General features: G+C 46.0%; 14 protein-coding genes and 1 riboswitch. Of the genes, 1 reads left to right on the forward strand and 13 read right to left on the reverse strand.

Annotation, left to right across the window (positions count from 1 at the left end):
* Positions 1-207: 207 nt before the first annotated feature.
* The 7 genes from DSBG_RS02915 to DSBG_RS02945 all read right to left on the reverse strand — a co-directional run bounded on the left by DSBG_RS02915 (position 208) and on the right by DSBG_RS02945 (position 7,325).
* Entirely contained in the window at positions 208-903 is a 696-nt protein-coding gene (locus DSBG_RS02915; RefSeq protein WP_068962730.1) for a hypothetical protein, read from the reverse strand.
* Positions 904-1,025: 122 nt separating this feature from the next.
* Entirely contained in the window at positions 1,026-1,517 is a 492-nt protein-coding gene (locus tag DSBG_RS02920) for a hypothetical protein (RefSeq protein WP_068962731.1), read from the reverse strand.
* A 91-nt stretch (positions 1,518-1,608) separates the two neighbouring features.
* Complete coding sequence (locus DSBG_RS02925) at positions 1,609-2,370, reverse strand: histidinol-phosphatase HisJ family protein (protein ID WP_068962732.1); 762 nt, start codon at positions 2,368-2,370, stop codon at positions 1,609-1,611.
* 16 nt (positions 2,371-2,386) lie between these two features.
* Positions 2,387-3,706: a metallopeptidase TldD-related protein gene (locus DSBG_RS02930; RefSeq protein ID WP_068962733.1), complete on the reverse strand. Its 1,320-nt coding sequence runs from the start codon at positions 3,704-3,706 to the stop codon at positions 2,387-2,389.
* Positions 3,703-5,196, reverse strand: coding sequence for a TldD/PmbA family protein (locus tag DSBG_RS02935; protein ID WP_068962734.1), 1,494 nt, complete (start codon positions 5,194-5,196; stop codon positions 3,703-3,705). The genes DSBG_RS02930 and DSBG_RS02935 overlap by 4 nt, the downstream gene beginning before the upstream one ends.
* A 488-nt stretch (positions 5,197-5,684) precedes the next feature.
* Positions 5,685-6,191, reverse strand: coding sequence for a GNAT family N-acetyltransferase (locus tag DSBG_RS02940; RefSeq protein ID WP_068962735.1), 507 nt, complete (start codon positions 6,189-6,191; stop codon positions 5,685-5,687).
* Positions 6,192-6,323: 132 nt separating this feature from the next.
* Positions 6,324-7,325, reverse strand: coding sequence for an aldo/keto reductase (locus tag DSBG_RS02945; protein ID WP_068962841.1), 1,002 nt, complete (start codon positions 7,323-7,325; stop codon positions 6,324-6,326).
* 400 nt (positions 7,326-7,725) lie between these two features.
* On the opposite strand from DSBG_RS02945, the gene DSBG_RS02950 reads away from it, so the two are divergent.
* Positions 7,726-8,646, forward strand: coding sequence for a Na/Pi cotransporter family protein (locus tag DSBG_RS02950; RefSeq protein WP_068962736.1), 921 nt, complete (start codon positions 7,726-7,728; stop codon positions 8,644-8,646).
* A gap of 151 nt (positions 8,647-8,797) precedes the next feature.
* Here DSBG_RS02950 and DSBG_RS22825 read toward each other — a convergent pair whose 3' ends face one another.
* The 6 genes from DSBG_RS22825 to bshC form a co-directional block, all read right to left on the reverse strand.
* Entirely contained in the window at positions 8,798-8,965 is a 168-nt protein-coding gene (locus DSBG_RS22825; RefSeq protein WP_176716150.1) for a hypothetical protein, read from the reverse strand.
* Positions 8,958-9,464, reverse strand: a complete 507-nt coding sequence (gene mobB, locus DSBG_RS02955) for a molybdopterin-guanine dinucleotide biosynthesis protein B (protein ID WP_068962737.1) — start codon at positions 9,462-9,464, stop codon at positions 8,958-8,960. Before mobB ends, DSBG_RS22825 begins: the two co-directional genes overlap by 8 nt.
* A 2-nt stretch (positions 9,465-9,466) precedes the next feature.
* A complete protein-coding gene (locus DSBG_RS02960) occupies positions 9,467-10,681 on the reverse strand; it encodes a molybdopterin molybdotransferase MoeA (RefSeq protein WP_083236702.1) in 1,215 nt (404 codons plus the stop codon).
* 257 nt (positions 10,682-10,938) lie between these two features.
* Positions 10,939-12,876 carry a flagellar assembly protein A gene (locus tag DSBG_RS02965; RefSeq protein WP_083236703.1) on the reverse strand — a complete coding sequence of 646 codons (1,938 nt, stop codon included), beginning with the start codon at positions 12,874-12,876 and terminating at the stop codon, positions 10,939-10,941.
* Between the two features lie 221 nt (positions 12,877-13,097).
* A riboswitch (cyclic di-GMP riboswitch) is annotated at positions 13,098-13,182 on the reverse strand.
* Between the two features lie 77 nt (positions 13,183-13,259).
* On the reverse strand, positions 13,260-14,306 hold the full coding sequence (locus tag DSBG_RS02970) for an LCP family protein (RefSeq protein WP_242877390.1): 1,047 nt from the start codon (positions 14,304-14,306) through the stop codon (positions 13,260-13,262).
* 173 nt (positions 14,307-14,479) lie between these two features.
* Positions 14,480-16,057: a bacillithiol biosynthesis cysteine-adding enzyme BshC gene (gene bshC, locus DSBG_RS02975; RefSeq protein ID WP_068962739.1), complete on the reverse strand. Its 1,578-nt coding sequence runs from the start codon at positions 16,055-16,057 to the stop codon at positions 14,480-14,482.
* Positions 16,058-16,108 lie beyond the last annotated feature (51 nt).

Below are 16,108 nucleotides of genomic sequence, written 5' to 3' on the forward strand. Positions count from 1 at the left end.
TTTTCTTTGGATTTGAGAAACTGCTTGAATTCATTCGATTCTTTCAGCGTACGAGCCAATTCATGGGCCAAATCATTAGCAGCCATATCTTATACCTCTCCTCTGTCCCCATCTCTATCAATAGTCTCATTATATAGAATTTCCAGACATGAGACAAATAAATTCCCCACATCAAAAAGCCTTTCATGTGGGGCATAAAGAGAACACTTATATTTCTTGACTGGTATTAACAAGGTCTTCCAACAGATCAAAGGCCTGCAATCGGCTAAAAGACAGTAAATCATCCCATTGCTCCCGGCTAATAACCCATGGGCAATGAACAGCCTTCCGACTGGCAAATCCTAACGGACTTCCACCATACATTTTCTCCAAGCGACGTTGAGCAAGGCTTGCCAGCCCTGGCGCATGAGCATTACACGTAATCGGTTCCAAGCAAAGGACAGGCTCATTCTCATAGGTCACCAGTAAACTAAATTTGGCAAGCTGTTTTATAGTTACTTTCCCACGCTTAATGGAACCCTTCAAAGGAACAGGATCGGGCTGAATAACGCCACCTAGTTTACGCCAAAAGTTTCTTTCAGCTGAACTAGCACCAGAGACGCAAAAACCCACTGCCCCCATATGACGTGCAAAACGAACTGCAAAGCGAGCGAAATCACACTCCACATGTCCCTTTAACGATAATCCGTCCAAAATAACAAGCCTTTCTGAGCGGCTTAGAGTTAGTTCTCCAATCCCTGCTTCTCCCAGTTGAAGTACATAATATCCAGGTAACATACGAATTTGCGGTTCTAACCCAGTTCCTTTTTCCGACAAAAAGGACCCTAGGGCTTGTGCCCAATCTTCCAGGCCATCTTCATTCCATTCTGCTCGGGGGGAAAGCTCAATTTCTATCCAAGGCATTTGCATGTCTCCTTCACAAACCGACTCATACACTTACTAGTGTTTCACCGGAATGTAAAGTCTATCCCTTAAAATCACATATCTCAAGACATCCGAATCATTCCTAATCTCCAATTGAAATTTTAGCGCAGCCGTTCTAATATAGTCCAACGCCGCTCCAAAAAATCATAGAAGAGTAACCAAATAATCTGAAAATCAGAAGGTGGAACAACAATCCTTGAGGCATAAGTCTTAAAATTGTACATGTGAAACAAGGGCGAAACGACACGAATTAAAAGGGCCAAAGGATATTCATGACTGTATCCTTTAGCCTTTTCGCTCTTTTGTTGCAACAAAGCATTAAGGCGTCCAATATATTGTTCAATGTATTCCGGGGGATGATCATGCTCATGGGATCGTCCGAAAATTAAACGCGCCTCCTCTGAATCGTAGAAAAGGTGGGTCACCTCCACACCTAGGCGTCTTCCATCCAGTTGATTCTCGATCACAATGTCCGGTCGATCTGCATGCTCGACAATTTCATAACTCGTTTCTTGTTGGGTATTTAATGTTTGTACCAAGGCCTGTGCCGCACTTTCTTCAAGGAGCCATTTTTCATCGAACAAATCCGCCAAAGTAGGCAACCCCCTCCACCAATCACCCACGCCATAAAGACATATAGTTAAATAATTATAGCATGAAAGCTTCTGTTCAGGGCTTAAAATGTTACTCTAGGGAATAGCTCACTTTATCTAAACTTGCAAAGCCAATAACCGAATGGACTCCTATCTGACGTAACAACTGAATCGCTTCGTCAATATCCCGCCCAACAACCTCTGCCGAGTGGGCATCCGAGCCTAGAGTGAAATCAATCCCTCGTCGCAGAATTTCTTCTCTTAAACGTTGATCGGGGTAAAATTCTTGCACAGGTTTATACCTGCCATTCGTATTCACTTCCAAGACTAAACCATGCTTGGCAACGGCCATTAACGCTTGATCAGCAAGTACTAAAATATCCGTTTTAGGCCGTACCCCAAAAATCTTAATAAGATCGAAATGACCAATGGTCGTAAATAGCCCACTATTTGCAGCGCGCGTCACAATTTCAAAATACTCACTGTAAAGCTCATCCGGATCTTTCTGCCAGTGCTTAGGTTCCTCTTCGGGAATATCAAAAGCCCACCCGTTAATCTCGTGGACTGACCCTATCACAAAATCAAATGGAAATTGCTCCAGCAGGTGTTTGATTCTTCCTTCTTCATTCGGGCGATATTCTGCCTCCAGTCCAATTCGAACGTTTAAATGAGGATAGTCTTTAGCCACTTCCCGGATCAACGGAAAGTTCATTTGCTCCCAGTAATAGTCATGATCGGCAAATCCAATCTCCTTTAACCCCCGTCGAGACGCTTGATCTAAAAAAGCTCGAATATTTTCCCTGTTTGCTTCCCGATCGTTATGCCCGACAAGATGAACATGCAAATCCAACATCTCTTAGTTCCTCCCTTTAAAGAGTTTGTACTCCAGTCATTACCATTAAATAAGGATGCGTATGAAGTTCTGAATGAGCCGTCTTCGTGGTTGAAGCGAGTAAATCCGCCATGAAATTACCGGTTAATTTCACATCCGTGCGTCCGACAATCTGCCCCTTCAAAATGCGCAAACAATGGGGCGCACTCAGGGAGTACGACCCGGAAACCGCCTCCTGAGTATGTAATCCAAGCACGGATAAAACAAGCACACCATCCTCCACACCCTGTAAAGCCTCGATCCAGGGAACCTCGGCTTGATGCTTAAGGTAGAGTCCCGCAGTTCCTTGCGGTAGAGCAGTCGGTTTCGCACCCCAGCGCACGGCATCTTTAACCCGCAGAAAAGGCGTCTGAAGTTGTCCGTCACGAACCAACACGGTAAGCTGCGCAGGTACTCCCTCAGGCGTTACCAGATAGGATCCCAATTCCAGCGGGCGGAGTGGATCAATGCTTAAAGAGAAGTGCGGATGGAACACCGTTCTGTGTTCAACAAAATTCTCCTTGGAAAAAGCACCTTGCCCCTCAATCACCCGATCTCCTGAAAAATTAGGGAGCACAAATTGCCCCAGCATTTCCTCCGTCATCGAGGGCGCAAAGATTACTTGAGTCTGGGGCCCAACTGGCGGGGCTTCCTTTTGCATTCCCTCGTACTGATTCACTGTCAGTGACCACAAATTCTCCTGTTCTTGCGGACTACTAAGCCGCCGCTTAGCAAACCCGCCACCAATCAAGCTGTCAAAGGAAAACCAAGACATGAATTGGGATTGTTGATATGTAACCGCCAGCCCTGTCGATGTCCGAACATGCCGATAACCCCAGGCAGCTTGAATACCTCCCTGCATCATGGCCTTCGAGGGTTTATCGGTTAACCAGCGCTTGACTTGATCAAATAAAATATCGTCAGCCCCGGCGATGACTTTTTGTATTGCTCGATCCTCAACAGCTACCAGCGGCAACGGCTCTGGAGAAGGGATATGTGTTGCGTCTGGGTCTTCATAGGACGCCTGCCTCCATTGTTCCAATTCTTTACGCCAATACTCGGGATCGTTAAGCGATGACAACTGAACCATCGCCTGACTGCATGTCCCATCCGCCCAGACCAAGAAAACCTCGCCACTTTCACCTTGACGATAACTTGGTGGAGTATAAACACTCCCCGAGGAATTATCTTTGAGACCCAGGGACACCGCTTCCGATTCATGGATTAAAATACGCCAAGCAGATAACCTCAGTTCCTCCTTCTTCGGGGCCCGCTGAGACTGATATAGAAGGTCCTCTAATTGTGCAACGAGTTTCATCCGCGTTCCCCTCCCAAACTGACTTGCTGATCGGCGTCCATGAGCAGATAACGATGGCTTCCACCACTTGATGGAACAGATTGTCCACCCTTTCCACAGGTGCCAATGGCATCATAACACCCTTCGCCAAGCCCTCCCCGAATCGCTTCCAAAGCTGAAAGAATCTTCCCACTAAAGATCGAGGGCTGATAAATTGGAAGCTCAGGATCTGCAACATCGATGATTCCGTCGCATTGAAAGACAAAGTCTCCTGTTTTAGGATTGACTTGACCGCCACGATAACCCAAAAGAAGTAGATTTTTTTCTCCCTCACGTAACTCACCATATTGTAAAAGAGTCGCCCGCACGGCCTTCACTTCGTCCATTAAATGCTCCGCTGGCGTTAATGGAAACATGCGATCAACAAGCAACCGGATATTACTCATTCGCGGTAGCGGAATATGTCTATAGCTCTCTGCCCGTCCAGCTCCGCTCACAGGCATTCCAGCTTCTTCAGCTGAGAAGACATCCCCCAACCCTGCTTCCAAAACTCCATCCCTAACTATCGTCACAGTTTGTCTGAGAAGCCCATTGGCAGAATAAGGTTGATACGCCCAATCTCCAACGAGTGGACCATCGATAATACTAATACCTGGCCTCGCGACCCGTAGACCCTTACGCAGTTTACCTTCTTCACCCAATACGGACTCTGTCATGTGATCTGACTCGACCGCATGTCCAAAAGCCTCATGCGCAAGTCCCTTTGCAAGGCCATAGTCAATAATGAGTGGATAATGACCGCTCGGTAACTGAGGCGCAGCACATACAGCACGAGCAAATTCAGCCCGGTCCATCGCCTTTCTTTCGAGCGTATGATCCTCTAATTCTTCAAAAAGCACTGTTGCGTCCTTCCCACTGCGATGGATCAAGGCGCTCTGAGCCTTGCCCTGATTCCGTACCGTCCCTTGATGCATAAGCACCGCTCTGGGGACGACAAAAGACACCAACGTCCCATCGGTACGCCCGATACACCACTCCTCTTCGACCTGACGATAACTCGTTTGCCAGACTCCCTCGGGAAAAACACCCCGCAAACGAGTGTGTAAGGTCATCACCCTCTCCTCAAGTTCAACTAACGGAATTTCTCCAAAAACCTTTTGGGCAGGATTTGCTTCTTCAGCCTGAACCTGAGGGGCCTCCCAAATTCGGCGATTCTGTTTGGTCCCAATTGCTTCATTTCTGAGGGCTAACTGAATAGCCTTTTCGACAAGTTTCTGCCCAACCCCTTCCTCTAACACATCCGACGTAGCTAACCCCGTTGCCCCACCTCGCGTGAATGCCTGCACTCCCAGACCACTATCCCAGCCTGTTGATACCCGTTCAAACTTTCCGTTACTTAGGCGCATACTCCATTCCCGGCGAGATTGGGCACGTACAATGATATAGCCATCAAAAGCCCCAACCTCTGCCAAAACTGAGCGAACCAACGCTTGAATCTCCTTTTGTTCCACAATTAACCTCCTATAATTAAGCGTATCTGCACTTTCTTATCCAATGGAGTTATTATACCACGTAAAAAAAACCTAAACCGCCAAAGTCGATATACGCAGTCAAATAGTTAAACAGCCTACCTGCCCTTTCTGTGCCGTACCCAAACTCCATTTTATCAGCCCAGCACCAACCCCTTGCGAAAGTGGCCGCCTAGTTTCAGTGATGTCAGTTTATACTTTCTAACTAGTAAAAATATATCCCACAAGGCTTGTATAAATGTGAAAGCCTCGGGACACACTTTTAATAGTCTCACGTTTTCTTTTTAATCCCCACTCCTCTCTTTTACTTCACTTGCGACGAATAGTTCGTCGCAAGCTTTTTTATGCCTATCTACCAGCGCATAAATAAATACAACAAAGAGCTGTGCTGGCGATCCCTACTCTCCAGCACAGCTCTTTGCCATTTTGGGCAAGATACTAATCTCGAATGTCCTTATAAAATACCCAATCTAGTCTAATAATTTAACCATTAGCTTTCGTTCCTCGGCAAAGCCGAATTTTTCATAGAGGTGGAGTGCTCTCACATTATGACTGGTGACAGCAAGACCGAGATATGGAACATGGTGTTCACGACAATACTCTTCCGCAGTCTCGAGCAATAAGCGACCTGCCCCTTTGCCTCTCCACTCTGCAAGGACACCTAAATCCATGATCCATCCCTGATTTAGACCAGTTATTTCTTCCCGTGCCGAAGCATGAAGAACCAAATACCCGATTGGTTGTTTTCTTTGCGTCTCCAGATTTGAATTCTCCTCTTCTATTTGGACCTCCGCAATAAAGACAATTGATCCTGTCTGCTGAATCCAAGACCAGAATCCTTTGAGCATAGCCTCTCTGTAATTCAGCGTTTCTTCCGTTGGCTGCTTGCGCCAGGGAGAAACACTATCTATAATTCCTATTTTAGACAGGGCATACATAAAAGGCCAGTCGCGAACATCCCCTTGACGAACTCGCATAAAATCACCTCTTTGGCTAACTTATGCAAGTGTCGGTCCGGTGTCACTCACTTCTATCTAATTATTTTCCGAACACAGCTTAGTGTTCTTTTTTCTTTTAGTTGGCAAATAATTTGTTTTCCTGTAATTTGCTTAACTAAGTAAAGCATGAACCTGTTTAAGCTTTTCACGAATCGAAAGTTGATACGGGCAGCGTGTTTCACACACCCCGCATTCCGTACAGGCATCAGCTTTAATGGCCGTTCCCAAGTAGCGATCCAGTGACCACTGCTTTAAATTATAGCGATTATAATATCCCTCGAGTAGAAAAAGTCCTGGTATATTAATTCCTTCAGTACACGGAAGACAATACTCACAGCGACGGCAAAATTCCTGCCCTAGTTCTCCTTTTTCCAACTCCAGTACTTGGGCATCTTGTTCAGTAAACGTTTGGCTCAACTGAGCACTGTTTTCCTCAATCTGTTCTATTGTATCCATTCCAGGAATAACAACACTGAAGGATTTCTGCAGCAGAAACCTCAAGGCAGGCCCAACTTGTCGCAATGCCCCCCCAGCAAGTGGCTTCATAATAATGGTGCCGAGTCCCTGCCGTGTAATTTCTGCAAGTAGTTCTTGACGATTTTCTTGCTCAATATAATTGTAAGGGAACTGCACGGAAACAAACGAATAATCCTTAATAAATCGGGACAACGTCTCCGGGAGATGCCCAGTAATCCCAATATAACGAATCTTCCCCGCATCACGGGCTTTTTCCAACGCCTCAAGTCCCCCGCCCGGCGATGTTAGTTCCGCCCACTCCTCATTCGTTCGAACATTATGTAACTGATAAAGGTCAATCCAATCAGTCTGAAAGTTACGTAGACTCCGTTCAACATCTTCCGCCATAGCCGCGCCCGTTCGGGCCATACTTTTAGTAGCCAAAATGACCTCTTGCCGGATCCCCTTTAACCCAGCCCCGATCTTCTCCTCACTGTCCGTATAACCACGGGCCGTATCAATAAAATTAATCCCTTTTTCCACTGCTAAACGAAGCAATCCATCAGTATCCGTTTGACTAACCCGTTGAATCGGAATTCCTCCAAACCCCAATGGAGCCACCCATAAGTCAGACTTTCCTAATCTTTTCTTTTCCATTTTTTCAGATCCCTTCGCAAGCTCAACGCTTTTATTTCTTATACTATTTATTTCGTCCATATGCGCAACTGCACCCTATAGTCCCTTGTTCCCTACTCCCCCTTTGACCCGAAAGCACACACAGCGCATTTGCGTTAACAACGCAAACAGCGCACAAGCCTCGTTGTACCAACCCCCGTCGACCCACAAGCCAGGAGGAAGTTTCTTAGCTTAGAGAGCACTTTAGTGGAATTGCGTCAATGAGCGAAGTCGATAAGGCGTTAAGAAACGCAACGGTTCACATGCAGAGCAGCCCAGAGGTTTTGCGTTTTAGCCTTAGCGACAAGTGAATAGCAATGGAACGTGTGCGACTGTGCTAAGACACTTCCTCCCACTTCCTCCCCCTCCCGAAAGGAGCTGAATCCTCTTGTATGTATTCACCCTAATCCTGGGCCTTGCCCTTCTCCTTTGGGGGATGAAAATGTTACGTCAGGGCCTTCAGTCCTTTGCCGGACATCGCCTCCGCCAAGCTCTCCTGCAGATGACCGCGACTCCAGCACGAGGATTTTGGAGTGGGGCAATATCCACTGCCCTGCTTCAATCAAGTACTGCCTTGACTGTCATGACTGTATCTTTTGTGGATGCTAAGCTACTCCCCTTTGAAAATGCCCTGGCGCTAATCTTAGGCAGTAACATTGGAAGCACCCTGACCACGCAACTTCTCGCTTTTCCCTTGGAAAGCATAACCCCCTGCATAATGATTCTCGGCGCTTTAGGCTATCTTTTTATACCGACCCGCTGGAGATTTCTTTCCCTATCCATCTTTGGTCTGGGTATTCTCTTTTTCGCTTTAAGCTTACTCCATGCAGGCATGAGCCCACTCGCTGACCGTCCATCGATCCAACATCTCCTCCAACAACTAGGCGACAACCATCTCAAAGGAGTCCTCGCCGGCACCGTACTCTCAGCTCTACTTCACTCCGCCAGCGCCACGACAGGCATAGTCATGCTTCTCACCGAAGACGGCAGGATTACCCTCCCTACCGCACTCGCCTTCATCTTTGGTGCCAACATTGGCACCTGCTTTACCGCTGTTTTAGCAGCTCTAGCCTCCTCACGGGCAGCAAAGCGAGTAGCTCTATTTCATATTTTACTTAACGTATTTGGAGTCCTACTCTTCTTGCCCTTTGTCGGACCACTTGCCTATGGCCTCACTCTCATGGGCGGGAGCCTCTCTCGCCAAGTTGCTAACGCCCATACACTCTTTAATCTTCTTTCATCCCTACTAGCCTTGCCATTATTACCTTGGACAACTCGGGTCCTAAAAAAGATTCTCCCGTGAAAACCACCCAAGATTCAAGACGGTGCACATGAAATGTGCCGTTTCCTGATACTAGCACAACTCAATGATGCAACTCAAGAACCGTCCCCTCTCCCGTTCCTTTCGTTCTCCGACCCAAGCCAGGACGCAGTGTGACACGAGCACGAGGTCTTTACGTAAGCAGATCAGCAAACTTCCGTTCAAGCGACCGACCCCAAATACGGGGCAGTGCACAGGGAGGTGCGGATGAACCCCGCTCCCCAAAGCCAGGAGCTTGAATGGTTAGTTTGCTCTGCGTCGCAAGCACCGAGCGCTGTGTCACACAAGTCCCCTCACCCAAGTCCGAACATCCTTGCAATTAAATCGCAAATCCCTTGGGCATCATCCAGACCAAAGCAAGGAATCCCGTTATCAAACGCGATATCACTAGCAATGGCAATAAGTTCCTCTGGGTTGGAAAAAAGCTCCTGATGCACTGCCGAACGATACACCTCTATCTTTGGTTTGTTACCGTGCTTATACCCCTCGGTAAAAATCACATCCACCCCCTGAATTCGGGCAAGGACCTCATCGAGGGACTGATCGCCTGTGACGCTCTCTATAATTGCAATCTTATGGGGTGAGCTGATTGCCACAACATCTGCACCAGCTTGGGCGTGGCGCCACGTATCTTTGCCCGGTTGATCCATCTCGAACCCATGAACATCATGTTTCAGGGTCGCTACTCTCCACCCGCGGCGCTTTGCTTCACGAATAATCTTTTCTAAGAGCGTAGTCTTCCCAGAATTAGACTTTGCGCCCACAATCGAAATAACAGGAATTTGCTGACGTTCATTCATTCTTAATTCTCCCAGTTTGCAATCCATTCCGCTCTCAGAAGTTCCCCAGGTTCTACCGCCCCATGATTCGCAGGTACGTCCACCAAAAGATGACTACCAATCATGGAACGTAGAATTCCCGATCCCTGAGCTGGAGCAAGGTCTGCCCAAATTTCACCATCTTTAAGCACCCCTTGAGCACGTAAAAAGCGGCGTTGTTTCCCTGGCTTTCTAAAGCCGCTTGCCATTTTGACCAGAAATTTCTCGGCTTCGACTGCGGAATGTCCCGCCAATTTACGGAGCGCCGGCCGAACTAAAAGTTCAAATGTCACCATGGCAGCCGCGGGATTCCCAGAAAGAGAAAAAAGGAGTTGCTTTCCTTTTTGCCCCACTGAAGCCGGGGTCCCCGGCTTCAAGTTTATTTTCCAGAATAACATTTCACACCCAAACTGAGTAAGAGCATGGCGCATTATATCATAATCACCCACCGAGGCCCCACCCGTCGATATTACTATATCCGTGGCCGCAACTCTTCTCAAGGCTTCGAGAGTGTCATCGATTTGATCAGAAACAATAGGAATCACTGTGACCTCATAACCAGCTACTTGGAGCATCCCGCGTAACGTATAACTGTTGCTATTATAAATCTTAGCTGGTTGTAAAGGTTGCCCCACATCCATAAGTTCTGTTCCTGTGGAGAGTAACCCCACACGTGGTCGACGATAGACGTTGACATGATCACAACCAACCGCTGCGAGCAAACCAACGGCTGGTGGGGTTAGATAGAAACCCCTCCTCAAGAGAATATCCCCTTCTTTAATCTCTTCCCCTTGGGGTACAACATTGGAACCAGGTAACACCGGGCGCAAGATCGTAACTTTATCCAGCGCCGACTCAGTGTCTTCTTTCCGCACAACACAGTTGGCACCTGGAGGAATCGGGGCACCAGTAAATATCTTCGCTGCCTCACCACTAAAGATCTCACGTTCTGACCAGGTCCCCGCCGGAATTTCACTCACAATCTTAAGCTGGAGCGGTTGAGAATCTGACGCCGTGGCTAGATAAGCGTATCCATCCAGTGGCGAGCGCGCAAACGGAGGCATAGCTATTTGTGATGTCACATCCTGAGCTAACACACGATGATAGGCGTCTATAATTGAAACGTACTCAGTCTCCACTGGATGAATACGCTCAAGGACTAACTCCTTTGCCTCTTCTAATTCTATCATTATTTTCAAACGTCTCTATTCCTTCCTCTTTAAGTTATATAAACTTAAAAATGCTAATAACCATTTTTCTTGCCCTAAGTGTAACATAATCCCATACGCAGTTAAAGAAAGGCTACTGTACGGCGCCAAGCTACAGACCCATTTAGAAATTTATTAGGTGCGTCGTCGCTTGGTTGCAATAATACACTGAATTGGAGCAATGCAACTAGTGGAATATCCAGTATGTTCGTATGAAAATAAACGACTGCTTGCTATGTATTTTACGTTTAAAGCGGATTCACCCGCATCTTTTCGACTTGTACAAAACCTTTCTCCCTGAAGATCTCCAATTGTCGGTATGCTTCCTCGATCTGAATAATTTCCTTTCCCACGACGATGATGACATTGGGATGGCAATACTTCACTGAAAGACGGCTGTCGGCGCTAATTTGAACAAAGGTTGAACTAACCCCAGAACCTCCTAATTCTCCAATGCGGACCTGCCCTCCAGCGAAGATCTTCCCCCCCCGGCATACACCCTCAATAACAATATCTCCTTCTACCCGAATATTCGAATTGTAGACCCCTTTTGGACATTCAAATGATCCACCACATTCAATGACTGCTGATTGTACATAATTAACCACAAAACTAAGTTTTTCTGGAACTTCAACAGCAACTTTTTCAATAAATTGTTCAAGGGCTTGATCGACTCGTTGCAAAAAAGGGAACGCTTGAATATCTAATGGCCCTAGTCCTGCCAAAAAGTGTTTGGCAGTTCGGATTGAAACTATGAAACCTTGCGTAATCAATTCGTCATCTTTATTCTCTAGCACAAACCTTTCCACGCTACTAGCCAATTTAGGAAGGTCGGGAAATTGTCTTTCCATAACTAGTTTGAGACATTGTCCTGGTTTGAAATTTACAGCCCCTGGCGACTTAATCAACTCCGCCGTCATCTGTAAACATATGCTTAGTTGATCCCGTAAGTCGGACACACTGCGGAGGAGTTTCGAACGAACCACAAATTTTCCTCCAATAATAACCTTTCCGCCTACAAGGTTCTGATAAATCTTGACTCCTTTTTCAGCCCTAATCTCTGCGTGCGAAACTGATCCTTTAATCTCTAACTTTCCCCCAGCAAAAATATGAAACCCATCTTGAACATTCCCATTCACAAAAACATCACCCGGGAAGTTGATGCTTCCCGTTGCCAGATCAACATCCTTATGGAGAATATAAACATTTTCAACCATATATGTTCTTTCATCCAAACGAACAGGTTGTCCACCACACGCAGCGACCACTTCTAATCCATCGACTGAAAGCTTAACATTCTTTTTCAGCCTAAATTGGAAATCCTTAAAGCCGGCTGCCGGGAGAATTTTGCCTAGCACGTCTTTTCCTGGAACCCCTGGCTTACCCGGGATTTTGCGAGCGAGAACCGCGCCCTCTTCAAGCAGTTGTACTTTAGAGGCAAAATAGTCAACGGTTTCCTCTCCTGTGTCTGAGAGCATCTGCGGACTGCCAACTAAGTCTTCTAATCTGGCGTGTTGGGACGGCACAGGCAATGTGGCTTCTGCGATAATAACCTCACCAACACCCTTGACCGACATGATCTCCGACCAGCTCTCTGGTCGAAATCCATGAACAACCTTTAATTGTTCTAGATCCAACTTCAGCTTATCCTCATCCCAAATTTCCCCTTGACTCGGTAGGTTCTCCCAAGTAACATACTGGGCCAAATCAATTTCTTCGCGGGTAGGTAAATCCTCGCGAAGAATATAACGCCCAGGTAATTCATGCCTAACCTTCGCTACCACTGACAATCCCTGATGCAGGATTTGCAGATCCCAAGTCAACTGCCCCACTGAGACGTTGGGCAGAAATTCGACCCGCTCTCCAAAACTAACCTGAAACGGTTTATCCTGGTGTTTACCATTAAACCAGACTTCACCAGCTAGTAAAAAAGGACGAAACTGTTTGACCCCTTCTCCTAAGACAATAATATACTTACTCCCATCCCAAACAGCCTGGCTAGAAGGCAATACTAAATTTGACCCGCTTTGGTCATCCCAAATTAGGCGGACTTTCCACTGACGAGAGAAAAATCCAGGTTTTTCTATCACTTCAAGCGTAATATCGTTTGGTGAAAGCTTGAGTTTGAACGCCCAATCTTGTCTAATTTCTTCTAAAGAATGCCCCTGAACAATTTCTTCTCGCATGTGAATCGCCCCTCTTTCTGAAATTTACCTCTTTCTATGATCCAGCCTCAAGACTTAAAGTTCAACACTTTAGTAGCTCTGTTCTGCATTCATCTCTTAGTCCAACCTCTCACCAGCTTATAATACCTCATTCACAAAGGAGTATTTTGTTATTTCAAATGAATTTTTTAATTAAAAAATGCCAAAAACTTTAAAAAAGCTATTGGCAAAAAAAGTGGATTTTTGGTAGCCTAGCTGTCGTCAGCCTTCCCTGTACGATCTATGGCTTTGCGTCCTTAGCTTTCGCTAAGTTTGCCATTTTCAAAACCATTATTTAATTTAGTAAGATTATAACATGGATGGCCACAGAAAACTGATAATTATGTTTAACCCTTATGAACTAGTTATTCTTCAGATTGGAATAGCTGATAACCCGAAGATTTCTGTCCATTTGGATCCTCGCTGTTACCAGGGACTTTCGGTCGTGATAGACTGGGAGTGGGAGTGACAGGCTTTAATAAATCCACTTCTTCCTTGTCAATAACTTTATCGGTTGTCTTTCCAAGTAATAGGTTTTTAACCACTGCCTTTACTTCGAGCGGGTCGACCTTCCAGTAACTTACCCCATCCAGATCCAGAAATGACCCCGGTAATGTCTGAGAGATCACATTTGAGCTTTGCAACCCGCTGGCAACCTTGGCTAATGCCAAAATATCCTTTTTAGCTAAATTGGTCTTTACTGCCTGCATAAGCTGTGGAATAAGGACGGGAAGCTTGGGAACAGTGCTTAACTGAAACATCTCTTGGGCAACTGCTTTCAGAACAACTTGCTGCCTTGCCGTCCGTGAAATATCTGCTAAAGAATCGTAACGGAAACGGGCATACTGTAACGCTTTAGCACCATCCAAGCGCTGCACGCCTTTATGAAGGTTAATATACCCATCCTCAAGATCACCTGTTTCATAGTACATATTCTTCTCGACATTAACCGTAATTCCACCTAAAGTATCAATAACTTGCTTAAACCCTTGGAAATTCGTCTGGATATACCCTGCAATCGTTTCACCCGTCAGCTCTTCCACCGTATTTTGCAAAGTGGGCAAATCAGTTAATGCCACGACAGAGTTTATCTTCACGTAGCCATGCCCTAACACAGCAACCCTTGTATCGCGCGGAATCGAAAGCAGACTAATCCGTTGCGTTTCCGGATCAACGCTGGCTAAAATCAATGAGTCGGTATTATACTTTGCCTGATCAAGTCGTTGATCGGCACCAATGAGTAAAACAGTAACTCGTTTTGACAGACCATCATTGGGGGAGTCTATAGGACTAGAATTAGGCAATATCCCACTAGCCCTAGCTCCGCTCAACCCTGTATACCAAAAAAAGCCCCCTGTCGAAACTCCCAATAAAGCAACTGCCAGGAGGATCAAACTCATCGTGCGCCGCACACTACCAACTCCATCATTCAATATCTTTGTACTATTATAACCAACTTTAGTTTATATGATAGAAAATTCGCAAAATATTTACATAAATAAAGAAGGATTATTCGCCTCCGTGCTGAGTGAATAATCCTTGTCACTAAATTCATATAATTAACGTCTTTCTTATTAAATCAAAATCATAAATATATTTGCTTTTCCGAAAAATCTCCGGTCATAGGAAGTTCTGCAACCCGATCCACAAAGCTAAGTCCGTAAAGCGTGACAAAGCTCATGGGATTTAAAACACGTTCCTGTCTACTATGATTGGGGGTAATCCCATCCTCGAGTTGTTGCAAACGATTAAGCGCTTCACGACATCGTTTGCGCTGCGCCTGCCAAATCTTTTTCTTTAAATACTCTAACTGAAACTTAACTTTCTGTTCATTTCGAACCAACCATTCATGGACATTGGCATGGATCTCTTCCAAGGGTTCGAGTTCCGCATATCCCTCTTCAATTTGTAAACGCAACCGCTCTAAGCGCTGATCGATGTCTTGCGTATCGCTTTCTCGCACACAGCGTGCACGGTGTTCCTCCAAGCCACGATAAACATCGTCAAGGGTTAAGCTTTCTCTGCTTAAAGATTTCTGCCAGGATGCTGTTAACACAACGACAGACAGACGCGGGTAAAGAATAGGCATAACGAATCCAAAGGTTGAGAAGACTTCACCTAACTGGGCCCAGTAATTTAGTTCACCTGGTCCTGGAACATAGGCCAAGGTCGGAAATAGATATTCCTGAACAACCGGACGGGTCACCACATTAGGGGAAAAACGCTCCGGTTCTTGAGCTAATAAAAGGTTAAGGGCATCTAAATCCCACTGTCCCTCTTGTCCCCTTAAATAAAATGCTTGATCATTACGCAGGATCGCCCTTCGTTCTGGTATAGCAAGAAAAAGATTGACCTCCCCCCCGGTTGGCTGGATCTGGGACTTGAAACCAAGGTTAACCCATTCCTTCGTCCGTTGAGCCAATGCATCTCGAACATCGACGTGCATCTTCAAAATCTGCTCATACATCGGAGCCGCGAGCCGCTTAAATTCAGGCAACAAGGGATCAAAGAAAATAAGTCCCCATTTTTGGAGCAACCATTGTAAGGTAAGAGCAAACCACTGCGTCAGATTCTCAGCCTGCTCCGCAAAGTTGCGACATTGATTTAGCACAGACGAGCGAAATTCACTGTCCGGTATCCCCGTTAGTTGGGCTTCAATCGTTTCCCATGCGGGAACCGGTTGATTTCCAACAGACTCCCCTCCCCCATCACCCGGCAGACGACAAAGGAGCAGTTTCCCTTCTGAATTTAAAAAAGAAGTCATCTGAATCTCTAACCAATCATGATCTTCACTGGCAATCCAAAAAATTGGCACAACCGGGCGGCCAAGCTTTTCACGTTGCTCTCTAGCCAACAAAATAACAGTCATCGCTTTATATAAGGTATACAACGGCCCAGTCAGAATCCCTGCCTGCTGACCAGTAATCACCACAAGCGTTTCTTTTTGTCTAAGCTCTTCAATCATCCGTTGGGTTTCCACACTGGCCCCTAAATGAGTATGATACGTTTTTAAAGTGTCAGCCAAACTATCTCTGAAATAGTCCTTAGTATCGAGATAAGCTGCACGCCGCTCAAAGTTTTCCTGAATCTTGGGATTACCGCTTGGAAAGAATAAAGCCACCTGTTCAAAACAAGTAGCCATCGTTTGCATTGGATCTTTCATATCTATCCCCCCACTACCGTTCCTGTACACGTGGGTATTCTATCATGCTCG

It is taken from the genome of Desulfosporosinus cupriresistens, from assembly GCF_001707885.1.
Taxonomy (GTDB): Bacteria; Bacillota; Desulfitobacteriia; order Desulfitobacteriales; family Desulfitobacteriaceae; genus Desulfosporosinus.